Origin of the sequence: Paenibacillus sp. SAFN-117 (genome assembly GCF_051966115.1) — a bacterium.
GTDB lineage: Bacteria > Bacillota > Bacilli > Paenibacillales > NBRC-103111 > Paenibacillus_L > Paenibacillus_L residui.
Window position 1 is genome coordinate 31,559 of sequence record NZ_JBQCLK010000034.1, and the last position, 24,081, is coordinate 55,639.

18 protein-coding genes are annotated in these 24,081 nt (G+C 51.1%); 2 read left to right on the forward strand and 16 right to left on the reverse strand.

What is annotated here, in order from left to right; genetic code table 11:
• Positions 1-103: 103 nt before the first annotated feature.
• From ACTHRH_RS19970 to ACTHRH_RS19980, 3 genes are all read right to left on the reverse strand, one after another.
• On the reverse strand, positions 104-1,645 hold the full coding sequence (locus ACTHRH_RS19970) for an ATP-binding protein (protein ID WP_440417345.1): 1,542 nt from the start codon (positions 1,643-1,645) through the stop codon (positions 104-106).
• An 8-nt stretch (positions 1,646-1,653) separates the two neighbouring features.
• Positions 1,654-2,676, reverse strand: a complete 1,023-nt coding sequence (locus ACTHRH_RS19975) for a hypothetical protein (RefSeq protein ID WP_440417307.1) — start codon at positions 2,674-2,676, stop codon at positions 1,654-1,656.
• A gap of 440 nt (positions 2,677-3,116) precedes the next feature.
• Complete coding sequence (locus ACTHRH_RS19980; protein ID WP_440417309.1) at positions 3,117-3,941, reverse strand: M55 family metallopeptidase; 825 nt, start codon at positions 3,939-3,941, stop codon at positions 3,117-3,119.
• Positions 3,942-4,203: 262 nt separating this feature from the next.
• On the opposite strand from ACTHRH_RS19980, the gene ACTHRH_RS19985 reads away from it, so the two are divergent.
• Positions 4,204-5,319 carry an ATP-binding protein gene (locus tag ACTHRH_RS19985; RefSeq protein ID WP_260982144.1) on the forward strand — a complete coding sequence of 372 codons (1,116 nt, stop codon included), beginning with the start codon at positions 4,204-4,206 and terminating at the stop codon, positions 5,317-5,319.
• A gap of 256 nt (positions 5,320-5,575) precedes the next feature.
• Here the strand turns inward: ACTHRH_RS19985 and ACTHRH_RS19990 are convergent, their stop codons facing one another.
• The 10 genes from ACTHRH_RS19990 to ACTHRH_RS20035 form a co-directional block, all read right to left on the reverse strand.
• Positions 5,576-7,072, reverse strand: coding sequence for a DHA2 family efflux MFS transporter permease subunit (locus ACTHRH_RS19990; RefSeq protein WP_440417311.1), 1,497 nt, complete (start codon positions 7,070-7,072; stop codon positions 5,576-5,578).
• Positions 7,073-7,287: 215 nt separating this feature from the next.
• Complete coding sequence (locus ACTHRH_RS19995) at positions 7,288-8,649, reverse strand: extracellular solute-binding protein (protein ID WP_440417313.1); 1,362 nt, start codon at positions 8,647-8,649, stop codon at positions 7,288-7,290.
• Between the two features lie 265 nt (positions 8,650-8,914).
• Positions 8,915-9,691: a delta-lactam-biosynthetic de-N-acetylase gene (gene pdaA / locus ACTHRH_RS20000; RefSeq protein ID WP_440417315.1), complete on the reverse strand. Its 777-nt coding sequence runs from the start codon at positions 9,689-9,691 to the stop codon at positions 8,915-8,917.
• A gap of 617 nt (positions 9,692-10,308) precedes the next feature.
• On the reverse strand, positions 10,309-13,482 hold the full coding sequence (locus ACTHRH_RS20005; RefSeq protein ID WP_440417317.1) for a bifunctional cytochrome P450/NADPH--P450 reductase: 3,174 nt from the start codon (positions 13,480-13,482) through the stop codon (positions 10,309-10,311).
• A gap of 131 nt (positions 13,483-13,613) precedes the next feature.
• Positions 13,614-14,183 carry a TetR/AcrR family transcriptional regulator gene (locus ACTHRH_RS20010; protein ID WP_379286489.1) on the reverse strand — a complete coding sequence of 190 codons (570 nt, stop codon included), beginning with the start codon at positions 14,181-14,183 and terminating at the stop codon, positions 13,614-13,616.
• Positions 14,184-14,321: 138 nt separating this feature from the next.
• Positions 14,322-14,933, reverse strand: coding sequence for a flavin reductase family protein (locus tag ACTHRH_RS20015; RefSeq protein ID WP_379286487.1), 612 nt, complete (start codon positions 14,931-14,933; stop codon positions 14,322-14,324).
• Positions 14,930-15,538 carry an alpha/beta hydrolase gene (locus ACTHRH_RS20020; RefSeq protein WP_144939175.1) on the reverse strand — a complete coding sequence of 203 codons (609 nt, stop codon included), beginning with the start codon at positions 15,536-15,538 and terminating at the stop codon, positions 14,930-14,932. Before ACTHRH_RS20020 ends, ACTHRH_RS20015 begins: the two co-directional genes overlap by 4 nt.
• Positions 15,535-16,485, reverse strand: coding sequence for a ring-cleaving dioxygenase (locus ACTHRH_RS20025; protein ID WP_440417320.1), 951 nt, complete (start codon positions 16,483-16,485; stop codon positions 15,535-15,537). The genes ACTHRH_RS20020 and ACTHRH_RS20025 overlap by 4 nt, the downstream gene beginning before the upstream one ends.
• 132 nt (positions 16,486-16,617) lie before the next feature.
• Entirely contained in the window at positions 16,618-17,016 is a 399-nt protein-coding gene (locus ACTHRH_RS20030; protein WP_379286483.1) for a DoxX family protein, read from the reverse strand.
• Between the two features lie 122 nt (positions 17,017-17,138).
• The gene (locus ACTHRH_RS20035) at positions 17,139-17,588 is read right to left on the reverse strand and encodes a MarR family winged helix-turn-helix transcriptional regulator (RefSeq protein WP_440417347.1); all 450 of its coding nucleotides are present in this window, start codon (positions 17,586-17,588) and stop codon (positions 17,139-17,141) included.
• A gap of 314 nt (positions 17,589-17,902) precedes the next feature.
• Here ACTHRH_RS20035 and ACTHRH_RS20040 point away from each other — a divergent pair, with 314 nt between their 5' ends.
• Positions 17,903-18,784, forward strand: coding sequence for a polysaccharide deacetylase family protein (locus tag ACTHRH_RS20040; RefSeq protein ID WP_440417323.1), 882 nt, complete (start codon positions 17,903-17,905; stop codon positions 18,782-18,784).
• A gap of 454 nt (positions 18,785-19,238) precedes the next feature.
• Here ACTHRH_RS20040 and ACTHRH_RS20045 read toward each other — a convergent pair whose 3' ends face one another.
• From ACTHRH_RS20045 to ACTHRH_RS20055, 3 genes are all read right to left on the reverse strand, one after another.
• On the reverse strand, positions 19,239-20,822 hold the full coding sequence (locus ACTHRH_RS20045; RefSeq protein ID WP_440417327.1) for a response regulator transcription factor: 1,584 nt from the start codon (positions 20,820-20,822) through the stop codon (positions 19,239-19,241).
• Positions 20,800-22,647, reverse strand: a complete 1,848-nt coding sequence (locus ACTHRH_RS20050; RefSeq protein ID WP_440417329.1) for a cache domain-containing sensor histidine kinase — start codon at positions 22,645-22,647, stop codon at positions 20,800-20,802. The genes ACTHRH_RS20045 and ACTHRH_RS20050 overlap by 23 nt, the downstream gene beginning before the upstream one ends.
• A gap of 106 nt (positions 22,648-22,753) precedes the next feature.
• Positions 22,754-24,046, reverse strand: a complete 1,293-nt coding sequence (locus ACTHRH_RS20055) for an ABC transporter substrate-binding protein (protein ID WP_379286474.1) — start codon at positions 24,044-24,046, stop codon at positions 22,754-22,756.
• Positions 24,047-24,081: the final 35 nt, after the last annotated feature.

Below are 24,081 nucleotides of genomic sequence, written 5' to 3' on the forward strand. Positions count from 1 at the left end.
GGGATTGACCACATTGTATCAGCACACTGCGAATAACGTCAATCCTTTTTTGCTAAAAGGACACAATCCCCCACCGGACCACGGGAATTGCCATCCTACCAGCTTATTTCTTCGTATGAACAATAAAGAATACCTTAGTTCCAACGCCTGGCATGCTTTCTATTTGAAGTCCCTTGCCATAGTACCGTTTTAGTCTTCGATCCGTATTAATCAAACCGACTCCCGACTTGCTGTCCGGTTTTCTGTCCAGTATTTGCTGCAATCGGGCTTCATCCATCCCGACACCATCGTCCTCCACCGATATTTCTGCATAAGTATCGAAGTGAGAAATCCGAATAACAATATTTCCTCCACGGGAACGCTTCATGATGCCGTGTTTTATTGCATTTTCGACCAGGGGCTGGATAGTTAGCAGCGGGATTTTCAAATCCTTGCATTCTCCGATCTCCCAAGCGACGCGCAGCCTGTCATCATATCTCACCTGTTCAATATAGAGATAGGATCGGACGATATTCAGCTCATCTTCTACCGGGGCAAGCTCATCCTTGTATTGAAACTGAAATTTATTTCGCAAAAAATTGCCCAGCTCATCAATCAGATCGCGCATTTTCCCCAGATCGATTTCACTTAGAGCCGTTACAGCGTTCAATGTATTGAATAAGAAATGGGGCTGAATTTGCGCCTGAAGCCATGCTGCCTCCATTCGCAGCCGGTCCCGCACCGACTTTCTTACCTCGGTTAACGCATGTACCCTGGACCTTAATTCCAACGCATCTGCCGGCTTCGTCACGTAGTCGTTGGCACCGGACAGAAAGCCGTTTGCGATATCTTCGGGCCGGTTCCTGGCCGTAAGGAGCAGAATGGGAAGCTCCGTGACCGGATAACGCTCGCGGATGCTGCGCGCCAGCTCATACCCGGACATATTAGGCATCATGACGTCGGAAATAACTAAATCCCATTCCTTGGTATCCAGCATACTGAGCGCTTCCGAACCGCTCGTTACCGCCGTAATATCGAATCCTTCCGATGAAAGAATATTATAGATCACGTTCAGGTTAACCGGATCGTCGTCTACGACTAATATTCGGGATGGATCAGACTGATTTTCCTGCCCTGGTTGCAGCGAGGAGATCGAGCCGGCCTCGGAAGCAGCGGCCAATACCGTTCTAGCGTCATCAATCGATTTAAGGACTCCCGTCTTCGATTCTTCTTGTGCTGCGGCGGAGTCGGAAATCTGCAAGCTGAAGACGAATTTCGAGCCTTGTCCGGGTGCAGAACTAACCTTTAGCGTTCCTCCGTGCAATTCTACCAGCTGTTTGCAAATGCTAAGCCCGAGGCCAAAGCCTCCCTCAACCATCGTCTTTCCGGGGTCGCCCTGCTCATAAGGCTCAAAGATATATCGCAGCGTGTCCTCATCCATCCCGATACCCGTATCCGTAATCGCAATATGCGCCCTTCCGTCTTTTACTACTCCCCGAATCGCAATTTCACCTTCGTTAGTAAATTTGACCGCATTGTGAAGCAGATTGTATACGATTTGGATGACCCGGTTTTCATCCGCATACACATCCGGAAATTGTTCCGGAATACGATTGACCAGGCGCACCCGCTTCCCTTCTGTCATGAAATGAAGCATGTCCAACACTCCCGTTGCTATCGTTCGCATGGAAAAGCTTCGGAGCTGCAGCCGGGCATAAGAACGACCAGCAATGCGGCAATCGCGCACAGGACCGTATATCCAGGTACGATGATTCGCATAATTACAGGAATCTGCGGCTTCACATATAGCATCAAAGCAACGGTAAGACCGATAAGGGCCAGCGCGACAAATTTAAAGCTCCAATCGTAACTCATCGGGAACCAGTACTGCAATAATTTGTCTTCGCTTCCCGATAAAATCGTCAGTACCGCGCTAATAAGGGTTAGGGAAAAATATAGCGGTTGCTTATCCTTGGAACTCAGAATGTACAATATAATCCCGAAAGCAGCCTGTACAAGAAATACGGCGGCAGAGATTAGCTGCATGTTGATCGATAGCTGCGTCTCGCGTGCCATTGCCGCTTCCGTACCGAACTTGATCGAGCGGATGATCCCGCTGCCACGGGAATCCTTATAATTTGCCGCTTGTATAACAATGTCGATCACTTCACTGCCATTCGTGGAGAAGGAGGCGGAATAAGGAACATTCCTCGCCACATACTCCTTCTCCTCCGCGGCGGGCTCCCCGGATTGGGCCAGCAGCCGCCCATTGACATACAAGGCCGACGAGCTTCTAACGCTTGGAATACGGATGGTATAGGTGTATTCATCTTCCGGATTTACGAGAATTTGCAGACGATACGAGCCATAGCCATAGGGAGTGCTCCCTTCCGGCTGCATGGAATCATTCCATTTTCCCGGTACCGAAAGTATATGGGGTTCGACTCCAAGGGGTACCCCCGGTTGATCCGCCAACATTGCATGAGGATAAAATTCCCACTCTCCGTCCAGCTTAATCGTCTGGCCTTCCTCGGCATCCCAGCCGCGCAAGTCGAGCCGGCCGTTCACGGCATGGGGCTGATCCGCATGATAAAACATCGCTATCCAGAATAAACGCGCACCAATAAGGATAGCCAGAAATAGGATTACGATGACAATGGTTTTCCATGCTTGGACTCTGTTTCGGCTAATAGGCAAATGACTCGATCTCCTAAGCTCAACCTTTAAACCGGAATGGGAAGAACCCAATAAATGGATGCTCTCCGTGTTTAAAAATTTACCTAATATTTAACTATAAATCATTATAAACAAGTGTTTAATTTATGTAAAACATTGACGGTTCCTTCAACGATTTCCCTTAACGATTAACGAATTCCTCTACCGCCAAAGGAAAAAAGCTCATGCCCACAGTCCCGGCATGAGTTTACGTATATTGGGAGACGGGTGCTTTTCTCCGAAAGCTGCGGATGATCGTTACCTCTACTTTATTTTAAGCAATAAGACCGTCTTATCTTCATCCCCGCTAAAGTATTCGAAAGTTGAAAAAGCAATGCCTCCCTCCAAACTACAGCAGCCTTCATTGGCAAAAATAGCGACCGACACATGATATGACGTTTCATTCAAAACGTGCCGGACCTTTAACAAAATTGTGTTTTCATCGCCAGCTCCGTCATGACGATCATCGCCTTGTAGGCTTCCAAAATATCCTTGGCTCGATAAGAGACGATCGTTGTCCCTTCCTCGATGTGAGTTCCCGGGAGCAGATTTGCCCATTCCGCCTGGCCGTAGTTCGCAAATTCGATCCGGAGCAGCGGATTGTCGGGTGGGGTGAGCGGCTTCACCTTCTCCAGATTTTGCAGGGCCTGCGCCGTTTTCTCGCGAAGAAGCCGGCCGCTTTTGTGAGGGGTAAGACAGACCGCTGACGTGCGTGAAACCTGCTCCTTAACGATGGCCGTTGTGATTCCCGGAATAAGAGCCTCCGCTTCTTTGGCTATTTCATCATCCCCTGCAACCATGACGACAGGCACTCCGTAATAACCGGCCAAATAGGCGTTAAATCCGAATTCACCGATCACCACATCATTTATGTACATATGACGAACGCCGAAAATCATCGTATGGCTTAAAACCCCTTTCATGGACGCACGTGCATGATAGCCAAGGAACACCGCAGCATCGAAGCTGGCATCCAGCCCTTGCATCATCGAAAATGGTTTGACATTTCCGGAAATCAGCTTGGCCTCCGGGTGAAGCTTCTCGATCAGAAGGTTATTCATCTTGGAATGACTGTCGTTAACTATGACTTCCCGGCATCCGGCTTGAAATGCCGCATCGATTACGTGATTCGCTTCATCGGTCATCAGCTGCTGGCCTCGGGTATAATGCTGCATGCTGGAATTGACGAACGTCGGATCCACCAGCCCCGTAATGCCTTCCATATCTACGGTCATAAACAATTTCATTGCTATCTTCCTCCGATTTTTCAAATTCTTCCCCATATTTGAAGGTTCCCCATCCAAATGATTTCTAGGTTTTTCCGGAATCCCCTTCTTTCTCAAAAAATAATCCGGGCCATCCCCTGGAGTGACTTTTACACCGTTCAACGCAAATATCCATTTACAACCATGTCAATTTAAGTTAAAATATACGTAAACACGTAATTACGTAATTTTAAATCAGCGAATCGATAGCGTGTTTAAATCAGCTCTCAAGGAGTGGGGATGCGTGGATCGAAATTATGGTGCTGAGTTGGATGATTTGAAAGCAAGGATGGCAGAGATCGAGAGGCTGGTTCGGCGAATGGCCGGGCTGGAAGAACAGCCTGTTTTCGAGGGAGGGAATGACCGTGCGGAGAAGCCAGAGCTTCTGCAGGAAGACGGCATCGAATCCTGCTCAATTTACTTCTCGGGTTCTTACCGGAGCGGTGACCGAACGATACGGTGTGAACCGCAGCAAAGGCAGGCGGACGAACTGCTCGGCGTTAACAGGGCGAAGGCGGCCAAGGTGCTTTCCGCCCTTGGGCACAAGCAGCGGCTGGAGCTGCTCCTGGAGGTATGGAACGAGCCTCTAACCGGGGCGGAACTGGTGGAACGGCTGAACATGGGGACGACCGGGCAGCTTTACCACCATTTGAAGGCATTGACCGGGGCTGATTTACTGATGCAGGAAGAACGGGGCGGGCGCTATACGATTCCGGTCCACCGGCGCTTTCCTGTTCTGTTCCTGTTATCGGCCGTCGCGGATTTAATCGATACCAGCGATTATATCGCCATGACGGAAGCTCGCAATGAAGCCCACAGCTATTTAGGCGCTCCCGCGAAGGAAGGCTATGATCCCCACCAGCTTCTGTGGGCGGTTGTCAGCAATACGATTCAGGAGCATCAAGCCGGCTTCTGCAGCGAGATGGGAATCTACCTGCATGACGATGGCAGTGTCACCGTGGCGGATAACGGCCGGGGCATCTCGACCAAGCTGCTGCCGCAAACCGGCCAGCCTGCCGTGCAATCCGTCATGACGAATCTCGACCTGTTCAGCGATCCCAAGCTGTCGTTCTTCGCTCCCGGCGCGGAGAAAGGGATCAGCATCGCGGTGGTCAATGCTTTGTCCCGCTGGCTGAGTGTGGAAATCCGCCGAGACGGAGGAATTTATCGGCAGGATTACCGGCACGGCATTCCGCAATCCGGGCTAATGACCGTTGGCGAGACGAACGAGACCGGAACGAGCGTTACATTCAGCCCCGAGAGGGAGCTGTTTGCAGGCCGCTTTGACAGAGCGGAGATCGAGGCGCGAGTTCACGAACTGCATGAAGCCTACCCCGGGCTTCGAATCCGTGTGGAATAAGCAAGAAGGGCGACCGGCCCGATAGTCGCTCTCGGATGGGTGTAATGAATACTGGGCATAGCGATCCTCGACGAAACGGGGCTGTCTCAAAAGCTTTCGCATAAAACGGGAAACATCCCAAAAATGAAGCAAAAAGGACCTCAAATCCCACTATAAGTGGAAACGGGGTCCTTTTTTAGCAGCCAAATTTAAACCCTGGCGGGGCTGATAAATCATAGATCGACTGATGAGACAACCCCGTGCTATCGTTTGTCTCTTAATGGGCGTTGATTCGCTGCCCTTCCGCTTCCCCCTGCGGGGAAGATGAGCGTCTAAGGAATAAGACCGCCAGAAGAAGAGCGACTATGACAAGCCCCAATGCGAAGAGAAAGGCCTGTTTCATTCCTGCTGCCGTGGCCAATGCTTCCCATTGCTCCTTGGACACGGTGCGCTCTGCCCCCGCCTTGAAACGGTCCGAGCCGTTCGACATGACGGTGACAAGCAGCGCCATTCCCATAGCACCCCCTACTTGCTGAATCGTTCCGGAAATCGCGGTTCCATGGGGGTACAGCGATGGAGACAAAGCGTTCAGCCCATTGGTCATGAGCGGCATCATCAGCATCGATATCCCCAGCATCATCAAGGTATTCATCCCTGTAATGACGAGATAGGAAGTCGACAATGTCATGGAGACGAGCCCGACCAGAGCGACAACCATCAGAATCAGGCCGGTCAACGCCAATCCCCTCGCTCCGAACCGATCGAACATTCTGCCGGTAACCGGAGACATGATTCCCATGACTACCCCGCCCGGCAGCATGACCAAACCGGCTTCAAGCGGGGAGTAACCCAGCGCGGTCTGAAGAAAGATCGGCACCAGCATCATCGTGGCGAACATCGCCATCATAACAATAAGCATGATAATTGCGGAAAGTGAGAACATGCCGGATTGAAAAGCCCGGAGATCGAGCATCGGCTGCCTCATCCTCAGCTGACGGCGGATAAACGCTATAAGCGCTATTCCGCCGATTGCCACGGGAAGGAGCACATCCGCATCAGACCAGCCCCCGTGTCCTTCCCCGGCGCGGCTGAACCCATATACGATGCCGCCGAATCCGACGGCAGACAGCAGCATCGAAACAAGATCCGCCTTCTGACGGCTGGAATCCAGCACATTCGTCAAGCGCATATATGCGAACAGGATCACGAATGCCGCAATGGGCAAGACTCCATAGAATAGTAACCTCCAGCTATAATGGGCGACAATCAGGCCGGATAGTGTCGGACCGATCGCAGGGGCGAAGGTGATGACGATCCCGATCGTCCCCATAGCGGCTCCCCGTCGATCCATAGGAACCATGGCCAGTACGACGTTAGTCAATAGCGGAAATAATAGTGCCGTTCCACTGGCTTGAACGAGCCTTCCGACCAGCAGCCATGCAAAACCCGGAGCCAAAGCGGCAACAAGCGTACCGGCGGCAAACAGGACCATAGCGGTCAAAAACAGCTTTCTTGTCGTAAATCTCTGAATTAAGAAGGCGGTGGCCGGGATCATGACGGCAATGACTAACAAATAACCGGTCGACAGCCACTGCGCCGTATTGGGCAATATCCCCAGGTCATTCATAATGGGGGTCAGGGCTACATTGAGCAAGGTTTCATTCAGAATCGCGACGAACACTCCCAGCACCATGACCCATATAATCAGACGGTTGCTTTTAGTTCCGAAGGCAGACTTTCGTTGGTCATTCATTTCGGACATAGCTGAATTCATTTCTCCTCTCCTGACCGGAGGATATCCCTCCGGCTTCTTAAGAACTTCCCTATTTTAGCATGCGGCCGTAGTTCAGATTTCTTATCGATTGCTATTTGACGCTCCCCTTTTCGAGCCCTTGAAAGGATTGCAAAAAAAAGAAAAAACTGACATTCGGCATGTCAGTTTTTTAAGCTCCTATTCTTTTATCCGATCAAGTTCGGCCGGGAACCGATTTATTTGCGCCCCTTCACCTCATCCACGATGACGGAGTACTCCTCCGCTATTTTCCTGATAAATTGTACCGCATCTTGATCCGATGTCAGAAATTCCGCGGACTTCGTCGCGATAAAATCGCTGAAGCTTTCATCGTACGGCGAATACGGCGCCAGTTTGGCCAAAGTTTGAGAGAATGGTGCCGTCACATTATATTCTTCCTTAACATGCATGGATGTAAATTCACGGATCGCTTCCTCGCTTTTGATAACCGGCGGGCTTCCTGCCTGCGATAACGCGATTTGCCCCTGCTCTGAAGCCAGGTAGGAGATTACAGACCATGCCGCATCCTTGTTCTTGCTGTGCTTGGTAATGTTAAACGGCAGGGCTCCCCAAGTCGGTGCGATGTTCGGCATATCGGCCCAGGTAGGAACGGCGGCCATGTCGAAATTAAAGCCTTCCACACGAGTTAACAGCTCCAGCCAGGGCGAGTTATTGACCCACATGGCAATATTCTGCTTACCGTCGCTAAAGCCGTCCGGATTATTCTTGGTATCAGGGTTCACTATACCGGGAATACTCCTGTAGCGGTCCAGCAGTTCAAAAAATTTCTTCGTTCTGGGATCATCCGCAAAAACAATTTCACCGGTTTGAGGGTCGGTGCCCGGTACGCCAAGCTGCATAAAAGGCGTGCTGTTCGGAGCGAGAACGAGCCCCCTGTATTGAACCCCTTCACGGTTGACCGTTAAACGCGATGCGATCTCCAGCACTTCGTCCCAGGTCATGTCATCCTCGGGATAAGGCTCTCCGAACAAATCGAAAATATCTTTATTGTAAAACAGCGCCCTTACGCTGTTTTCGACCGGCAGACCATACAGATGTCCTTGTCCGAGAGGATCCAGCGAGCGCAGATTGTCAACGATTCCTTCTTGAAAAATACTTAAGTCGAAATTGGTCTTTTCGATATATTCATCGATCGGCATCAGGAAATCCAGATTTTCAACCAGCTCTTTGCTTGGATTGCCGACGTTAATATCCGGCATTTCTCCTTTGGCTATTAATTCCTGTATAAACTCGGAGCCAACCGGGTTCCCGCTGATCAGCTCCAATTTAATGTTGGGGAATTGCGCCTCGATCTGCTCTTTATACCGGGAATTAAACGTTATTTCGTCTATCCATATTAACATCTTCAGCGTGACGGGATCTCCATGATAAGCCCAGGGCTCTTCAGCAGATTCTCCATTGGATTCTGCGCCCCCTTCTTCACTTGTCTGGTCGGGTTCCCCCGGCTCAGCCACATCTGTGGAACAGGCTGTCATCCATGAAGCAATAAGTATGAGTAGAGCAAATAAGAACAGTGACTTTTTTAAATGCATCTGCATTTATATTAAACCTCCCTTATGAGCTTATTAATTTATGCGCTTACAAATTAATCTGCGCTTGAAACAACCCTATCCCCCCCTTTATTAAAACTGATCGGTCATGATGCTTGAGACGTAGTTTTTCCTAAATATACTAAAAACGGCGTGAATATGGTGTGAAAAATAGCGGGATCATACGTTCCCAAGCGAGGTTCGGTACGACTTCAAAAAAAGAAAACTGCGCAGACAAACCTGCGCAGCTATCCTTTCTGTGCATAATCCCGGCCTAATAATTTTTGACGGTCAGCTGATGAAGACTCTTGAATTCATAGCCCTGCTGCCGGGCCTCATCTATGATCCGACCTAATGCGGCTGCATTGTCGCTGGAGATGGAATGGAGCAGGATGACCGCTCCGGGGTGAAGCTGGGACATCACTTTCTCGTAAGCATAGCCTCCGCCCCGCTGGTCGTTAACATCCCAATCTTTGTACGCGACTGACCAGAACACATTGGTATATCCCAATTCTTTACTGACCCCAAGCATCCGGTCGCTAAAGATTCCCCGGGGCGGGCGTAGAAAGCTCATTTCTTTCTGCTCCGTCAGCTCGGCTACTTTCTCCTTCACCTTATCCAATTCGCTCTGGATCTGCTCCTTGGAAATCCGGGTCATATCGGGATGACTCCAGGAATGGTTGCCAACGACGTGGCCTTCGCTAACCATTCTCTTAACCAAATCCGGCTGATCCTTGACGAAATGACCGGTGACAAAAAAGGCGGCGGGAACCTGCTTCTCCTTTAATATGTCCAAAATCTTGGGCGTAAAGCCATTCTCATATCCATTATCAAAGGTGAGATAGAGCTCTTTCTGTGTCGTATCCCCCAAGAAGATGGCGCCGTGCTTTTGAACAATGTCCTTAAACCCTTCTTGATCGATGGAGGGCAGCTGCCCGTTCTTGCTTTTTTTGAAGCCAAAGTGATGGGCTCCTCCGGGTGACGCCGCCTCTGTCTGCAAGGGAAAGATCATCAGCGTTATTAGAAAGAAAAGTACCGCAATTCGTTTCATTCGTTAAATCACTCCAGTAAAGGTTATTTGAACGTTGGTTTCAGCCTTTATTTTTGTCCGCTTTACCAATATTCATGTACTGGATAGATGTTTAACATGAAAGAGGTGCGTGAAAACCCTATAAAGTACGTATGCCTTCGAAGTTTTCCGTACAAGGCTAGCGGTCAATTTTCCACTCACAATCACTCCCCTCTTTCATCGTTGTCCATTGGAGCAATTGGCGTTGGAGAAAGCCACACGTCGCATCCGGGTCGGTATCGACTCCGTCAAAGACGAGCAAAAGTGCACTAAAATCCCGCCTTTTTCCATAAAGAAGGCAAAAGACGCTCAAATGTGCAGGTTTTTTGGACAATATAGGCCCATTTCGCAAAAATCGCTCCAAAGACCTGCATTTTCGCTTTAGAATAAGGCACCTCGAGGCTTTTTCCCAAAAAGACCTGCAGTATCGCTTTAGAATAAGCCACCGCGCGGCTTTTTCCCAAAAGATCTGCATTTTCGCTTTAGAATAAGCCACCGCGCGGCTTTTTCCCAAAAGATCTGCATTTTCATTTTAGAATAAGCCACCGCGCGGCCTTTTTCCCAAAAGACCTGCAGTTTTACAATATCCTGCAGACAATTTAGATTCCAGCCCAGACATCCTTGGCAAGACGACCTTCCTTCTCCAAGCCCTTCAGCCACTTACGGGCCTCCTCCTCACTGACTTGATGAACATCCCGGTAGGCTTCCTGTATAGCGAGCTCGACCTCAGGAGCCATTCGGCTCCCGTCTCCGCATATATAGAGCCTTCCACCTTGGTCAAGCAAACGGATGATTTCCCGCGAATTCTTCAACATCAGATGCTGGACATAAGTCTTTTCGGCTCCTTCTATTCGAGAAAATGCCGTATGCACGCGCACGATTCCTTCCTGCTCGAACCGTTCCATTTCCTCCCGGTAAATCTGGTCTTTTTCGTTGCGGCAGCCGAAATATAAATGAGCCTCACCCAGCTTGGCGCCTTCCTGCTTCAAAGCGCTGCGGGCTTGCAGAAAACCTCTGAATGGCGCAATCCCGGTTCCCGGACCGACCATAATGACAGGCGTTTCCGGATTTTCCGGCAGTTGAAAACCGGAATCCGGCGAGCTGACGAACAGAACGATGGGCTCCCCGGGCTGACGTGCGGCCAAATAATTCGAGGCCACCCCGCGATATTCGCCGCGCCCGCTCTTGGCCGGTCCGCGTACAACGCCGACGGTAATGCTTGCCTTGTCCGGCTGCATCTTGGGAGAGCTGGAGATGGAATAATACCGCGGTTTAAGCGAGGGCAGCAGCTCGACAAAACGCTCGAACGGCAGCTCGCAGGCCGGATACTGCTCCAACAAATCAAGCATCGTTAAACGTTTGTCCAACACTTCTTCTTTATAGGCTTCCTCCTGCAGGAGGGCCTCCAGCTCCTTCTTATGAGGCGGGCAGACGGTAAATGCCGCAAGCTCACGAAGCTGGGCACGCGTTGCCGCTTCCTGCAGCTCTACACTGTGGCTGAGCAAATCATACACCCGAATCGGACGGTCGAGCGGAAGATGAACGACGCTGCGTCCGCTCGCGCTAATAATAAGATGGTCGCTGGCATTCAGCCCGAACCGCCGAAGCACACGCTCTACCAGCTCAGGCGCGTTCTCAGGGATAACCCCGAGGTGATCCCCTTCCTGGTAAGAGACGCCTTCCGGCAGGGAAATCTCGATATGGCGCGTGCTCCGTTCGCTGTCTTCACTTTGCAGCTCGCGATTTTCCGTTATCGAAGCAAGGAGCGCATCGTAGCTGTCGGCGATCGGGGTTCCTACAAGACCGCTGACGAACCGCATGGTCAGCGTGCTTCGTTCCTGCTGCGGAACGTTGATGTTTTCCAGTCCGAGAGCACTGAGCACTTCCGGCCAGATCTTCCCGCTCCATTCCTCGACCTGCTTCTCGAAATCGCCGCTCGCATCCGCTTCCCCGCGGACAGCCAACCGTGTCGCTCCCTTGGCCGCGAGCTGCTCGTCAATAATCCGGGGAACCTGCTGGTACGTGCTGGCCCAGTTATGGTCTCCGCAGCCGAACACCGCATAGCGTACACCCTCCAGCTCGCCGGGCCCCACTCCTTCAATCCATTGCACAAATTCACGGGCATTGCTTGGCGGCTTCCCATTATAAGATGCCGAGACGATAAAGACCGCCCCCTCTTTGGGCAGCTTGCCTACGCGATCACTCAATGGAGCCACCTCGCTGCGGAAGCCCCAATAACGGGCCGTATCCGCGAGCTCTCGTGCAATGCCCTCCGCCGTGCCCATATTCGATCCGTAAAGCACAAGCAGCGGCGTGTTATGGGCTTCCACCGCAGGCTTTACCTCCTGCTCGCCCTTGTTCCCCGCCGGTGCCGTTGTCTCCGCCGTGGAGAAAGTATAGGAAACCTGCCCGCCCCGGGGGCGAACCCGCAACGTGAAGCCTTCCGGCTTTAACGTCAATGTTTCCTTCACTTTCAACTGATAGTTCGTATGGTCTATAATCTCGAAGTGCTTAAGCACCATTCCCAGTACCAATGTCGCTTCTTGCAGGGCAAACTGCTGCCCGATGCATGCCCGCTGGCCATTCCCGAACGGCTTATAGGCGTCGTAAGGAATTTGGCTCGGATCGGCGAACCGTTCCGGGCGAAACTCTTCGACATCCTCTCCCCATACGGAGGTGTCCCGATGAAGCTTAGGGATCAGCACGTTAACGCTGTCACCTTTTTTCATTGGATATTTCCCGGCCAGCATCGTATCTTCCTTGGCGTACAAGGCGAAAGCAGGAGCGGTTGGCCACAGCCGGAGCGATTCATTCAGAATCATCCGGATATATTTGAGTTCGCGAACCTGAGCATAGCTCGGCACCGGATCGGTTAGAACGCGATCGACTTCCTCATAAGCCTTCTGCAGCTTATCCGGGTTCTTCAGGAGGAAATAAAGAGCAAAGGACAATAGCCCGCTTGTCGTCTCATGCCCGGCAATGAGAAACGTTATGATTTGGTATCGGATGTTCTCATCGTCCAAAGGCTGCCCCGTTTCCGGATCCTTGCCGCTCAGCATATGTGCAAGCAGATCTTCCCCACCTTGATAGCCTTGGGTTTTGCGCTCGGAAATGATTTTATCGACCAGGGAGAACATCGCTTGAATATCATGCTTGTACTGCCGTTTGGTAATTACCATCAGCTTATCCTGAATATCCAGGCGCTGCAGCTGACTCATGGCTTCGCCCAGTGCCCTGGTCATACTTGTAATGAAAGGATGCGGCTGTTCCCGATAGAAGCTGTTGAAACGGTAATTGAACCCACACAGACCGATCGTATCCAGCGTCAATCGGGTCATATCCTCCGGCACATCAACACTCTCATCCGGATTCAGGCGCGCCCATTTCTGAATAAGCTGGAGCGCAATATCGACCATCATGCCGTGATAACCGCGCATGGCCGTTTGACTGAAGCTGGGCAGCAGAATATTGTGCGCCTTATGCCAATTAGGCTCATCCGTTTCACTTGTGAACAATCCGTCCCCGGTGAAGGCGCGGACTTTCTGCAAAGGTGCCCATACTTTCTTATCGAAGCGGGACTCATCGCAAGCATCGGCTACCAACTCATGGCTGGATATAAATAAATCCGACCGCCCGGGCAAATCCATTCTGAAGATAGGCCCATACTGATCCGCCAGCTTGACCAAGGATTGGACCGGACTACCGAGATCCAATAAAGGAAGATTGCCAAGCGGTCCGAACGTTTTGGGTTGTGGAATCATCGTTGTTGTCATATGCATTCTCCTCCTGATAAAGGTTAGTATGGAACTGGTATCCTGGGGGTATACAGCCCTCACAAAAGTGTTAACTTTTACGCAGGGACGGAATGAATATTCATTCCGTTTCGGGCAAAAAGCTTCGCTATTCAATGAACACGAATAGCGTTCCAACAGCATTCTTCAATTTGCGCCAACAAACCGGGCGTTTCTTCCAGTGCTCCGGTCTTCATCATATTAAAAAGCTGGACCATCGCTCCATATACCATAGCGATCAGTGCATTCGAAGGCAGCGGGCAAATCATCCCCTGTTCTTTGCCTTCATCTATAACACCGCGAATTAAATCCAGAAATTGTTCAAACATCTCTCTGCTGCTCTCATTCAGGAACGGGGCATCCGAATGGGAAGCGATGAAAGTTAAAGCTTGACCATGAGCGCCTGCATATTCGCTAATACGGAAGAAAATATGCTTAAAGCGTTCGCGGATCGGCGCCGCAGCCGGAGGCACGTTTGTCATCAAGGTATTGGTAAGCTGCTGGATGCATTCTTGAAACAACGAGTTGACGAGGACTTCCTTGTTCGCAAAATAGCGATAGATGGTGCCGGCTCCCACCTGTGCCTGATCCGCAATCGTAGGCACCGTAGTCCCGTCGTAGCCCCGTTCGGCAAATAGCTCTAATGCAGCCTCCAAAATATCCATTCTTTTGTTTTTTGACATTTGACAGCCTCCCAACTCGCGGAATGAATATTCATTCCTTTCAAAAATAATTTATATGATCCCTGTAAAAATGTCAAGAAGGTCGAACGGCCATAAGGGCCGGATCTATTGATCCGGCCCCGAATAGAGCTATCTCTGTTATTGCGGCCGTTCGATGGAAAACAACTCGCCTAACGTGGAATAATCATTCCCCGCCATTCGGCTAACCGGCCTTAACCCTATGGGGTTGATATAACCATTGTTATAAATATTATCTGATAAATGAAAGCGAACGACTCGAACAATCAGCAAATCGCAAGCAGGAGTTCCGGCCAGGCCCCCAAGCGGAATCGCTTGTTCCAGCGAGCATTCCATTCGGATTTTCGCTTCTTTCACACCCGGTACGGATACAATGTCGCTGTCTACCGGCGTTAAACCGGCCAGGGCCACTTCACTTTCATCCGGGGGCAAGCTTGCCGCCGTTTGATTAACGGCTTCAACATTGGTCTCGTCCACGATGTGCAGGACAAGCTCCCCCCTGTCGATGGCATTCCTCGCCGTATCCTTCATGGCTCCCTTGCTGCGTTGAACTGCTATGGAAAGCATCGGCGGTTGGCTCGAGACGATGTTGAAGAAGCTGAACGGCGCCGCGTTAAGCACCCCATCCCGGGTCATCGTCGTTACGAAAGCAATCGGTCTGGGGATAACACTGCCGATAAGCAGCTTGTAAATCTCCCTCTCATTCCGGCTCTCCGGGTCAATAGCAATCATAACGATTGCTCCTTGAACCAGGCGGCCGCCGCCTCCACCTCGGTCGCCGTAAGCTGATGGCCATAGCGCTCCCAATGAACACTTACTTTCGCACCGGCTTCGCCTAACAATTGCTGCAATTCTTCCGTTTCGGCTGCCGGGCAAATCGGATCGTTGAGGCCGGCGCCAATGAAAACGGGGATTCCCGATAAAACAGGAAGCTTAATCCCTCGCCGCGGAACCATCGGATGATGCAGGATGGCCGCTTGCAGCGCATCCTGATAATGAAACAGCAGACTTCCCGCTATATTAGCACCATTCGAATAACCGACGGCTACTAACCGGCCAGGGTCCACAGAATACTGAGCAGAAGCCTGCTGCAAAAACTGATAAACCTCGCCTGTCCGGAAAATCAGATCCTCCTCATCGAACACCCCTTCCGACAGCCGTCTAAAAAAACGAGGCATTCCGTTCTCCAAAACGTTACCGCGTAAGCTCAACACGGACGATTCCGGAGAAATCATCCTCGCCAGCGGGAGCAAATCGCGTTCGTTACCTCCCGTTCCATGAAACAGTACGAGCGTCGGCGCTTCAGGGTTTGAGCCCTGTTCAAAAAGATGTCTCATTCTTGCTTCCCCTCCATCGCTCTGATTTCAATAGGAGGTAAATTCGCTTCAATTTCAGACCGGTACGGCTCATACCATTCCGGCAGCATTAATTTTTCTCCCAGTGCCGAAGGAGCTTCATCGCGCGCAAAACCCGGGGGATCCGTTGCGATTTCAAAAAGGATTCCGCCTTGTTCACGGAAATAGATCGCATTAAAGTACTGCCGGTCGATAAGCGGAGTCGGTTGATAGCCTTGCTCTTCCGCCAGCACGCGCCAATCCACATGCTCCGCGAAATCTTTGGCACGCCATGCGATATGATGTACCGTCCCGGCTCCCCCCGCCCCCATCGCAATGTCGGAATGCGGAACATCGATGATGTTGCCGAGCTGTCCTGACGCCCGGTACCGGGTATACCCCACATCCTCGCCTATCTTTTTCATGCCGAGGGTTTGTTCCAGTGTCTTTCTCGTTGCGGCCGCATCCGTGCTAAACAGAATGGCTCCGCCAAAGCCTTTGATGGCCTTCTCCGCCGGAATGCCTCCGAACGACCATTCGCTGTTCGGACCTTCCTCCCGTTCGACGAGCTCCAGCCGCAGGCCTTCATTGTCCGAGAATTGAACGTATTCTTCGCCGAAACGGGTTTGCTTCACCGTGGAGATTCCGAAGCTTTTCAAGCGGTTTTCCCAAAATTCCAGCGTTCCCGGCGGGACGACATAAGTGGTAACTCCTACTTGCCCCCCTCCAACCCGACCTCTGCGCGAGTTCGGCCATGGAAAGAAGGTCATGATCGTTCCGGGACTGCCCGCCTGGTCCCCGAAGTAAAGATGATATACCTCGGGGGCGTCGAAGTTGATTGTTTTTTTGACAAGCCGCAGACCCAATACCCCTGCGTAAAAATCGACATTCGCCTGCGGATCTCTGGCAAAAGCAGTTATGTGGTGTATTCCAGCCGTTTGTAACGACATAATTCTCTCTCCTTTTTGTTTGATTTTCTTGAAGTAGGGAGGGGAAGAACGGGTTCCCGCTGCTGCTGTTTGGAATATATTCTCCCCTTACCCCATTCTTAAACACCGAACCAAATTCCGGGACTTGCCGGCTTATTGAAGCAGAAAATCCAAGGAATAAGTGCCTGCGCCGATCATTGCTACGCCAATGAGCACTACCAGCAGCACAAGCGGATATTCGATACCGTCGGCGGTCGACCACAGCCCGTTGCGAGCGTGCACTTTAACAATAGCCCCCAGCATGGTCAACACCAGAAGCGCAGCCGCCAATGGAGTGAGAAAACCTAGGGCGAATAACGCTCCGCCGACCAGTTCCATCAATCCGGCCAATACCGCCATTAACACGCCGGGCTTGATTCCGACCGATTCCATCCAGCCGCCCGTCCCCTTAGGTCCATAACCACCGAACCAGCCAAAAAGCTTCTGTGCCCCGTGTCCGATAAACAATAAACCAATAACCAAACGAATAATCAAAAGTCCTAATGCTGTCATATAAATGACCTCCTAAATTTAATTTGAAATTAATAATCTTGAATTAAAGATATTATGCAAAAAAATATGGCTCCAGTCGTTATAACTTCTTCACCGCCGTAAGCTTATAGACTATAGACCCGCTATCCGGCTTCGGCTCCTTTACCCAGCTTCTTCAGCAGTTCTGTAATCTCTCTTTTTTCATCCATGCTTAGAGCATCCGTCATGGACACAACCACCTCAACATGCTTATCGAAAATATCGGAAAACCATTCCTTGCCTCGCCGGGTCATTTCCGCATAAATGACTCTCCGATCCTTGTCGCAGGGAATTCGCTGCAAGAGTCCTTTGCTTTCAAGCTTGTCGATATTGTAGGTTATACTCCCGCTTGTAACTAAAATCTTCTCGCCAATTTGCTGCAGAGGAATTTTTCCCTTGATATACAATACTTCCAAAATCATAAATTCCGTAGGCGTCAGACCATACTTCTTCATGTCCTGAACCGCCCGCTCCATAATGGTTTTGTAAGCCTTAGACAACACAATGAACAGCTTCAAAGAAACCGAAGTATGCGGATCGAAAGATTGCGGCATCATGCTCCCTCCTTTCATTTATCTCGGATTTGATTATCTTGAATTAAAGATAATTGATTTTAATATAATTGTCAAGGGTTCTCTTTCTGGTTTTTTTGGAGAAACGATAATCGCTTAAAAAGATAGCTTTTCTTGGGACAAAGTTTGTCAACAGCCCTGTGGCTGATCTTTATATACGAATGATTAGTGATAACTTAATTGGACGATTGCTATCCTCTTAAGTGCAGCATAGACGGCTTCATCATATCATTGCAGGGATGTGGAAAAGCCGGCGGGCATAGACTTATAAGAATGAGATCAAGGAGAGGTGACCCATGCGATACCCCTTTTATTATGTTCCCGCGTGTCCTTGCTGCGGCACGTCCGGTTCCCCAGTCCCGGCGCCCCATGGGCTATGGCGCGGTTATTCCCCCTCTGCTCCTGCTTTACCGTACTATCCTTATATTGTCGGTCATCCTATGGTTCCCCTACATGGAGGGTATCGAATTCCGGAGGAACATGCCGGAGGACCGGAGAGCGCGCAAGAACGGCCTCCTCAGCCGCAGTTAATAGACTGGTCCGCCCTTTATCCGAATGAAGTCATCCTGCACGGTCCGGCGGTGAAGAAGATCGCCCTCACCTATGACGATGGGCCGGATGAAACATGGACGCCGCAGGTTCTCGATGTGCTGCGGGATCATAAGGTGAAAGCGGCCTTCTTCTGTGTCGGATGGCGGATTCAGAAATATCCGGATTCTCTGAAACGCATCGTAAGAGAAGGGCATGTCGTCGGGAATCATTCGTGGAATCATCCGGATCTGAGCAAGCTGCCGGTTAACGAGGTGAGGAATGAAATCCTCCGGACCGAGAGCGAAATCAACCGTTTGACCGGAAGGAAAACGGCGCTGCTCCGTCCTCCCTACGGTGCGTTAAGCGATCCGTTGATTAAAACGGCCATGGCCCTGAAATACAAAATAATTCTGTGGAATGTTGACAGTCTTGACTGGTCGGGATTAACGGCGGAGCAGGTCGCCACCAATATTCTTTCGCATGCGCGGCCCGGCGCTATTATCCTGCAGCATAGTGCCATCGGTACAGGAGGAAATCTTCAGAACACCGTCAATGCTCTCCCCTACACTATTGAAACGTTGAGAAAACAAGGGTATTCCTTCGCCTCTCTGCCGGAACTGCTCGGCATCCCTGCTTATAAGGAATAACCCATGGAAGGAGTACTCCCGATTCCCCGGCTTCCCGGACATCCGTTCCTTGGAGATAAGAGTCTCGCAAATACAACCGCATTTCTAAATTGCGCGATGTGATTCCCCTTCAATCAACCCTATCAGATCAATCAATCTTCGCTTCGGGCTTTGGACTGTTATCCCCTCTGCTCAGAATCCAGATACATGGGGTGATCTTTTACCGGTATGTCGTGTTCGTTATCTCATTTATTGGACGAGAGAATCCCGAACCAAAAACTTTGGCCTGTCGGATTTCGAGTCGCTCCTGATTAAAGGGGATACCAGTCAAAAGAGCAGAAATTCAGAACCGAACCACGGAATCACCGAGCCGAGCCGAACCGCACCGAACCGCTAAGCGCCACGTCAGACCGGGCTGGCAGATAGGGATAAAACCGATTGGCAATCCCTTCCATATCCCTGGATACCGCCTGCATCAGCCGCCGTTTCCGCGGCGTTTTCTATATTCGCTTGGAGTGAGGCCGACATGTTTTTTGAACGCCTTGCTGAAATATTTCTCATCGGCGAAGCCGACGGCCTCTGCAACTTCATGCACCCTTAAGGTATGGCCGGACAGCAAGGTCTTGGCTTTGTCCATGCGCAATCGGGTCAAGTAATCCTTGAGATTATGGCCGGTTTCTCTCTTGAAATGCCTGGCAAGCAAATCGGGATGGAGCCTGAACTTGCTGGCCAGCTCCTGCAAAGTGACCGGCGTTCCGTAATGTTCGTCGATATATTCCCGCACCTGCTTGATCACTTTATACCCCGATTCACGTTCGGCAGACACGCGTCCGGCCAGCTCCAAAAGCCGGTTCAGCAAATCGGCTCTTAATCGGGGCAGAGAGAACCACCCGTCTTCCGCCCAATAAACCAGCGGACGGGTGCTCTCCGCTTCCTGCTCTGACAACTGCTCCCGCAGCAAATCCAGCTCCTTCTCCCAAATCGCGATTTGCTTGCGCTGGAGCGTTCCTCCCCCTTGCTCCAGCGAGCTCATCAGGGAGTCGATATGCTGCCGGATAGCATATTCATTTCCGCCCAGAACGGCGGCCTTCAAGTCTCCGCCTTCCGTAAGCGGCCTGCCCTTCATTTCCTCCATATCCGCTCGGGTATATACGTATTCCGTACGGGGCTTCAGCAAATTGCGATGCATGTAAATATCTATAAGCGGGGAACCGATCTCTTGCAGAAAACCGGGAAAAGGCCCTTCCTCGCCAAGAATGATCTCGATCTCCACGCCCAGAATCCTGCGCACAGCGGCACCTATTTTACCTAACCATAGAGACTCGATGCCCGTATCCTTCATCAAGATTTGCACGAAGCCCTCCTCCCCGAGCATGGCAAAGGCAAGCCCCTTCTCCGGGAAACCGATCATTTCGTTGACGATATTCTCCACCGCAAACCTGAGCAAATCGACACGGTCGCGAAATTTCTCCCGCACCCTCTCGGCAGCCGGCTCGAAAGCGATCAGCCCGACCCGGCCCCGAGTTTGTCCGGGAACAAAACCGAATTCGCTTTGCAGGCGGGTTAACAATACGGACCCGTTATCCGGTTGTTTGGCATATTGGGCAAAAGCATGGGCCCAGTAGAGCGGGGTGACTTCGTTCACCCGAATCCGATTCTCGATGCTCTCCAGCCGTTCCCGTTCTTCCTCCCGCCACTCCTCCGCCGCTTTCCGTACTCTCTCCGCAACCTCCTCCGGGTCCACCGGCTTGACCAAATAATCGAAGCCTCCGTATCGGATCGTTTGCTGCATATAATGGTACTCGCTATAAGCGCTGATGACGATCGTTTTGTGAGGATAAGGACAGGTGTCCAGCCATTCCAGCAGCGAAACCCCGTCCTTGCCGGGCATACGCATATCCGTAAGGATGATCTGCGGCCTTTCCCGTTCGATGACAGCTATGGCCTCCTCCCCGTCAGACGCTTCCAAAAGTGTGGCTACTCCTGCTGCGCTCCAATCCACCATCTTCTTCAAGACGGAACGGGCATGCCGTTCATCATCGATCAGCAGCACCTTCATCGTTCATCCCTCCTTCCAGCTCGGATGCATCCGTAATGGCCGGGAGTATCAGCCAAACGGTCAATCCCCCGCCCGGCGTCGGTTCAAGGCGAAGACGAGCCCTTGCCCCGAAATAGAGCTTCAGACGGTTATTCGTATTCGTCAGTCCCATTCCTTTCAGCTCATGTCCGAGATGGTTTTCGTTCAGTCCTTTCTGCAAACGGTTAAGGTCCGTCTCCGTCAGACCGGGACCGTTATCCCGCACCATCAATTGCAGCTCCCCGCTCTCGTGCAAAGCCGCTTCCAGCTGCAGGCTCCCGGCCTTTTTGGAAGCTTGGAAGCCGTGCTTGAAGTAATTTTCGACGATTGGCTGCAGAATCATCTTGGGCACGATGCAGCTTCTGGCCCTATCATCGATCTGTACCTCGACGGACAGCCGTTCTCCGAACCGCTCCTGCTGCAGGTGCAGATAAGCCAGCACATGCTCTATTTCCTTGGACAGCGGAACCAGATTTTCCTCTGTCTCCATGCTGTAACGCATGATGGAGGATAGGGAACGTAGGAGCTTATACACCTCGGGCGCTCCTTTGTCCACCGCCAGCGAGCCTATCGACTGCAGGGCATTATGCAGAAAATGAGGGTTGATCTGCGATTGCAGCACCTTCAACTGATTCGTTCGGTTCTGCAGCTCCAGCCGCTGCTCGCGCATAAGCAAATGCTTGATCGTATGGATCATGGATTGGAAGCGCAAACTTAACAGGCCGATTTCATCCCGGCTCTGCACCCCGAAGTCCACATCCATATCCCCCTTCTCTACACGGCGGATGGTGCGAAGCAGGATGCGAATCGGCGAGGTGATGCGGAAGGTGACGAGCGTCGTCGCGGCAATGACCAGAACGAGCATAATGCAGCCGATGGCAATATTCATCCGGATCATCTTCTGCGCACTCTCGAACATGACCTCGTTCGGTATTCTTTTGACCAAATACAATCCGCCTACGGACTCGGACAGCTTCTCAAAGAAAATCACTCCGTTGAATTCGTCATCGCGCCAATGGAGATAACCGCTATCTGTCGAAGCGTTTTCAACCGCCCTCAGCCATTCTCCCATCCCGGCCGACTCGCCGGATTCATCGGCTTCACCGGATGAGAAGAACACCACCCCGCCCGGCGCCACCAGAAACAACTGCTCCTTGTCCTCATCGTACAGATGCTCGCTTAACTGATGGACCGTCTCTGTACTAAAATCGATCGATAAATAGCCTAGCGGCGTCTTATCCGGGTAATTCGCCAGCAATCGGTGAAGGCTGAACACCATGGATGGATTGTCGACAATCTGTCCGCCGATTCCGTAATGGGTCATGACATGCGGGGGCTCCAGCCAGGAATGACCCCGGGTTGCGGACGCAGGCTCGAACACCGGGTGCTCGCGGATGTCCAGATGCTTGGCGTTAAACACATATTTTTTGGAGACCGAGTACGCCTGCTGCCTTTTGTCCAAATACAAGAAAACCTGCTCAATATCATCATTGAAGTGATACATTGAGGACAGTATTTTTTTGATCGTTTGGATGCTTTCATAATCATTCATCCGGTTTCCCGTCGTCAGCACGTTCATGAAATCCGGATGCTTGTAGACGGAGAGCGTCAGTCGGTCTACTATTTCCAAATAATTCTCGATATTGTTCTTGCCCTGGTACAGAAGGCGCATATTTTCCTGTATGGTTTGCTCCCGCGTCGATTTTACCGTATGGAGATAAGTCAGCAGAATGGAGATACCCGAAGGAATCACCACTACCAGAAGCAAGAGAGCTATTAACTTGTTGCGAATACTCGAACGAAGCATGTCAGATCATCCTTTTCGTAAAACGAGGGAAAACATGCGCCATGTATCCATAGATGGAATGGGCATGTTTTCTCTTGATACAGCCTGATGAAGACCCAGGGGCTCCTTATTTTTTCAACTCATCCCAGGAGGACTGGATTTGCTTCAGCATTTCCTCGTAGCTGTTTTGCTTGCCTACATAGCCTTGCATGGCCGAACTGAACTGATTATCTACCCCTTCAGGCCATTTGGGGAATACCCACGGCAATGTCTTACCGGCTTTGGAGTAATTCATAACATCCTGCGACAAGCCTTTGAGATTGTCGGCTTCGATATGATTATAAGCAGGGATGAACAGAAACTTCTCGGTCATATAGCTCTGTGCCGTTTCATCGGTCACGAGCCAATTCAAGAATTGCTTGGCTTCATCAATATTTTTGGAATCCTTGTTGATGACCCAGTTGAACGGAACTCCGACATGAAGCTTATCCATCGCTTCCGCATCATCGTTAATCGGAATGGGCAGCAGTCCCATATTCATGTCCGGATTGATTTCGAATACTTGCGGCTCCATCCAGTTGCCCTGCTGCATCATCGCGGCCTTGCCGGTGGCAAACAACGATACTTGCGTGTTGTAATCATTGGTCAACGGATTCGGATCGCCGTATTCAATGATCGTGTCGAACAAGTCCTTAAACTGCTGGAAGACCGGATTGTCTGCAAAATGGGCGGACCCGTCATTCAAGCCTTGCAGGAAAGCATCCTGATCCGGCTGATGTGCAAAGGCGACATTCATCAGATGAATTCCGATGACCCACCATTCCCCGAATCCCGTGGCAAACGGAATGTATCCTGCTTCCTTGAGCGTTCTTGCGGCCTCACGCAGCTCGGATAGCGTCTTCGGAGGCTCGATGTTCAACTGCTTGAATATATCTTTGTTATAAACCAATCCATAGCCTTCGATATTGTAAGGCATAGCCAGCAACTTCCCGTCCAGCATCGCACCGGCCTTGGCCGTCTCGAACGCTTTCTCTGCCCATGGCTCCCCGGACAGGTCTACGACCTGATTCTTCCAGGTTTCCAATTGGGACAAGCCTTCCACAACGAAGATGTCTGGACCCTCTCCCCCGGCGAAGCGGGTTTTGAGCAGGGCGCGCCAGTCCGTGCTGCCGCCGATAACCTCCTGCCTTACATTAACATCCGGATGCTGCTCATTATAGACATTAAGCAGCTCTTGAAATTCCTTGTCGATATTGACTTTAAAGTGGAACACGGTAAGCTCCTTCTTCTTGCCGGAGCCCTTCTGTCCTTCCTCTTGCTTGGTGCCGTCCCCCGCGCTATTGTTCGCGCCTCCTGCACATCCGGCGAACAAGGTCCCCATTAGAACCAGGACGACAGCGATTGCCAAATATTTTTTCACCTGCGATCCCCTCTCCTCATCATTATAATCTATGA

Bases quoted from the DNA above. Each gene is read 5' to 3' on its own strand.
- ACTHRH_RS19990 (WP_440417311.1), bottom strand. From the start codon at position 7,072: ATGAATTCAGCTATGTCCGAAATGAATGACCAACGAAAGTCTGCCTTC.
- ACTHRH_RS20035 (WP_440417347.1), bottom strand. From the start codon at position 17,588: ATGCCGCAATCTTTCGATCCGCATACTTCGGTTTCTTTGAAGCTGTTC.
- ACTHRH_RS20010 (WP_379286489.1), bottom strand. From the start codon at position 14,183: ATGTCAAAAAACAAAAGAATGGATATTTTGGAGGCTGCATTAGAGCTA.
- ACTHRH_RS20015 (WP_379286487.1), bottom strand. From the start codon at position 14,933: ATGATTGCTATTGACCCGGAGAGCCGGAATGAGAGGGAGATTTACAAG.
- ACTHRH_RS20025 (WP_440417320.1), bottom strand. From the start codon at position 16,485: ATGTCGTTACAAACGGCTGGAATACACCACATAACTGCTTTTGCCAGA.
- ACTHRH_RS20045 (WP_440417327.1), bottom strand. From the start codon at position 20,822: ATGAAGGTGCTGCTGATCGATGATGAACGGCATGCCCGTTCCGTCTTG.
- ACTHRH_RS20005 (WP_440417317.1), bottom strand. From the start codon at position 13,482: ATGACAACAACGATGATTCCACAACCCAAAACGTTCGGACCGCTTGGC.
- ACTHRH_RS20030 (WP_379286483.1), bottom strand. From the start codon at position 17,016: ATGACAGCATTAGGACTTTTGATTATTCGTTTGGTTATTGGTTTATTG.
- ACTHRH_RS19980 (WP_440417309.1), bottom strand. From the start codon at position 3,941: ATGAAATTGTTTATGACCGTAGATATGGAAGGCATTACGGGGCTGGTG.
- pdaA (WP_440417315.1), bottom strand. From the start codon at position 9,691: ATGAAACGAATTGCGGTACTTTTCTTTCTAATAACGCTGATGATCTTT.
- ACTHRH_RS19995 (WP_440417313.1), bottom strand. From the start codon at position 8,649: ATGCAGATGCATTTAAAAAAGTCACTGTTCTTATTTGCTCTACTCATA.
- ACTHRH_RS20020 (WP_144939175.1), bottom strand. From the start codon at position 15,538: ATGAGACATCTTTTTGAACAGGGCTCAAACCCTGAAGCGCCGACGCTC.
- ACTHRH_RS20040 (WP_440417323.1), top strand. From the start codon at position 17,903: ATGCGATACCCCTTTTATTATGTTCCCGCGTGTCCTTGCTGCGGCACG.
- ACTHRH_RS20050 (WP_440417329.1), bottom strand. From the start codon at position 22,647: ATGCTTCGTTCGAGTATTCGCAACAAGTTAATAGCTCTCTTGCTTCTG.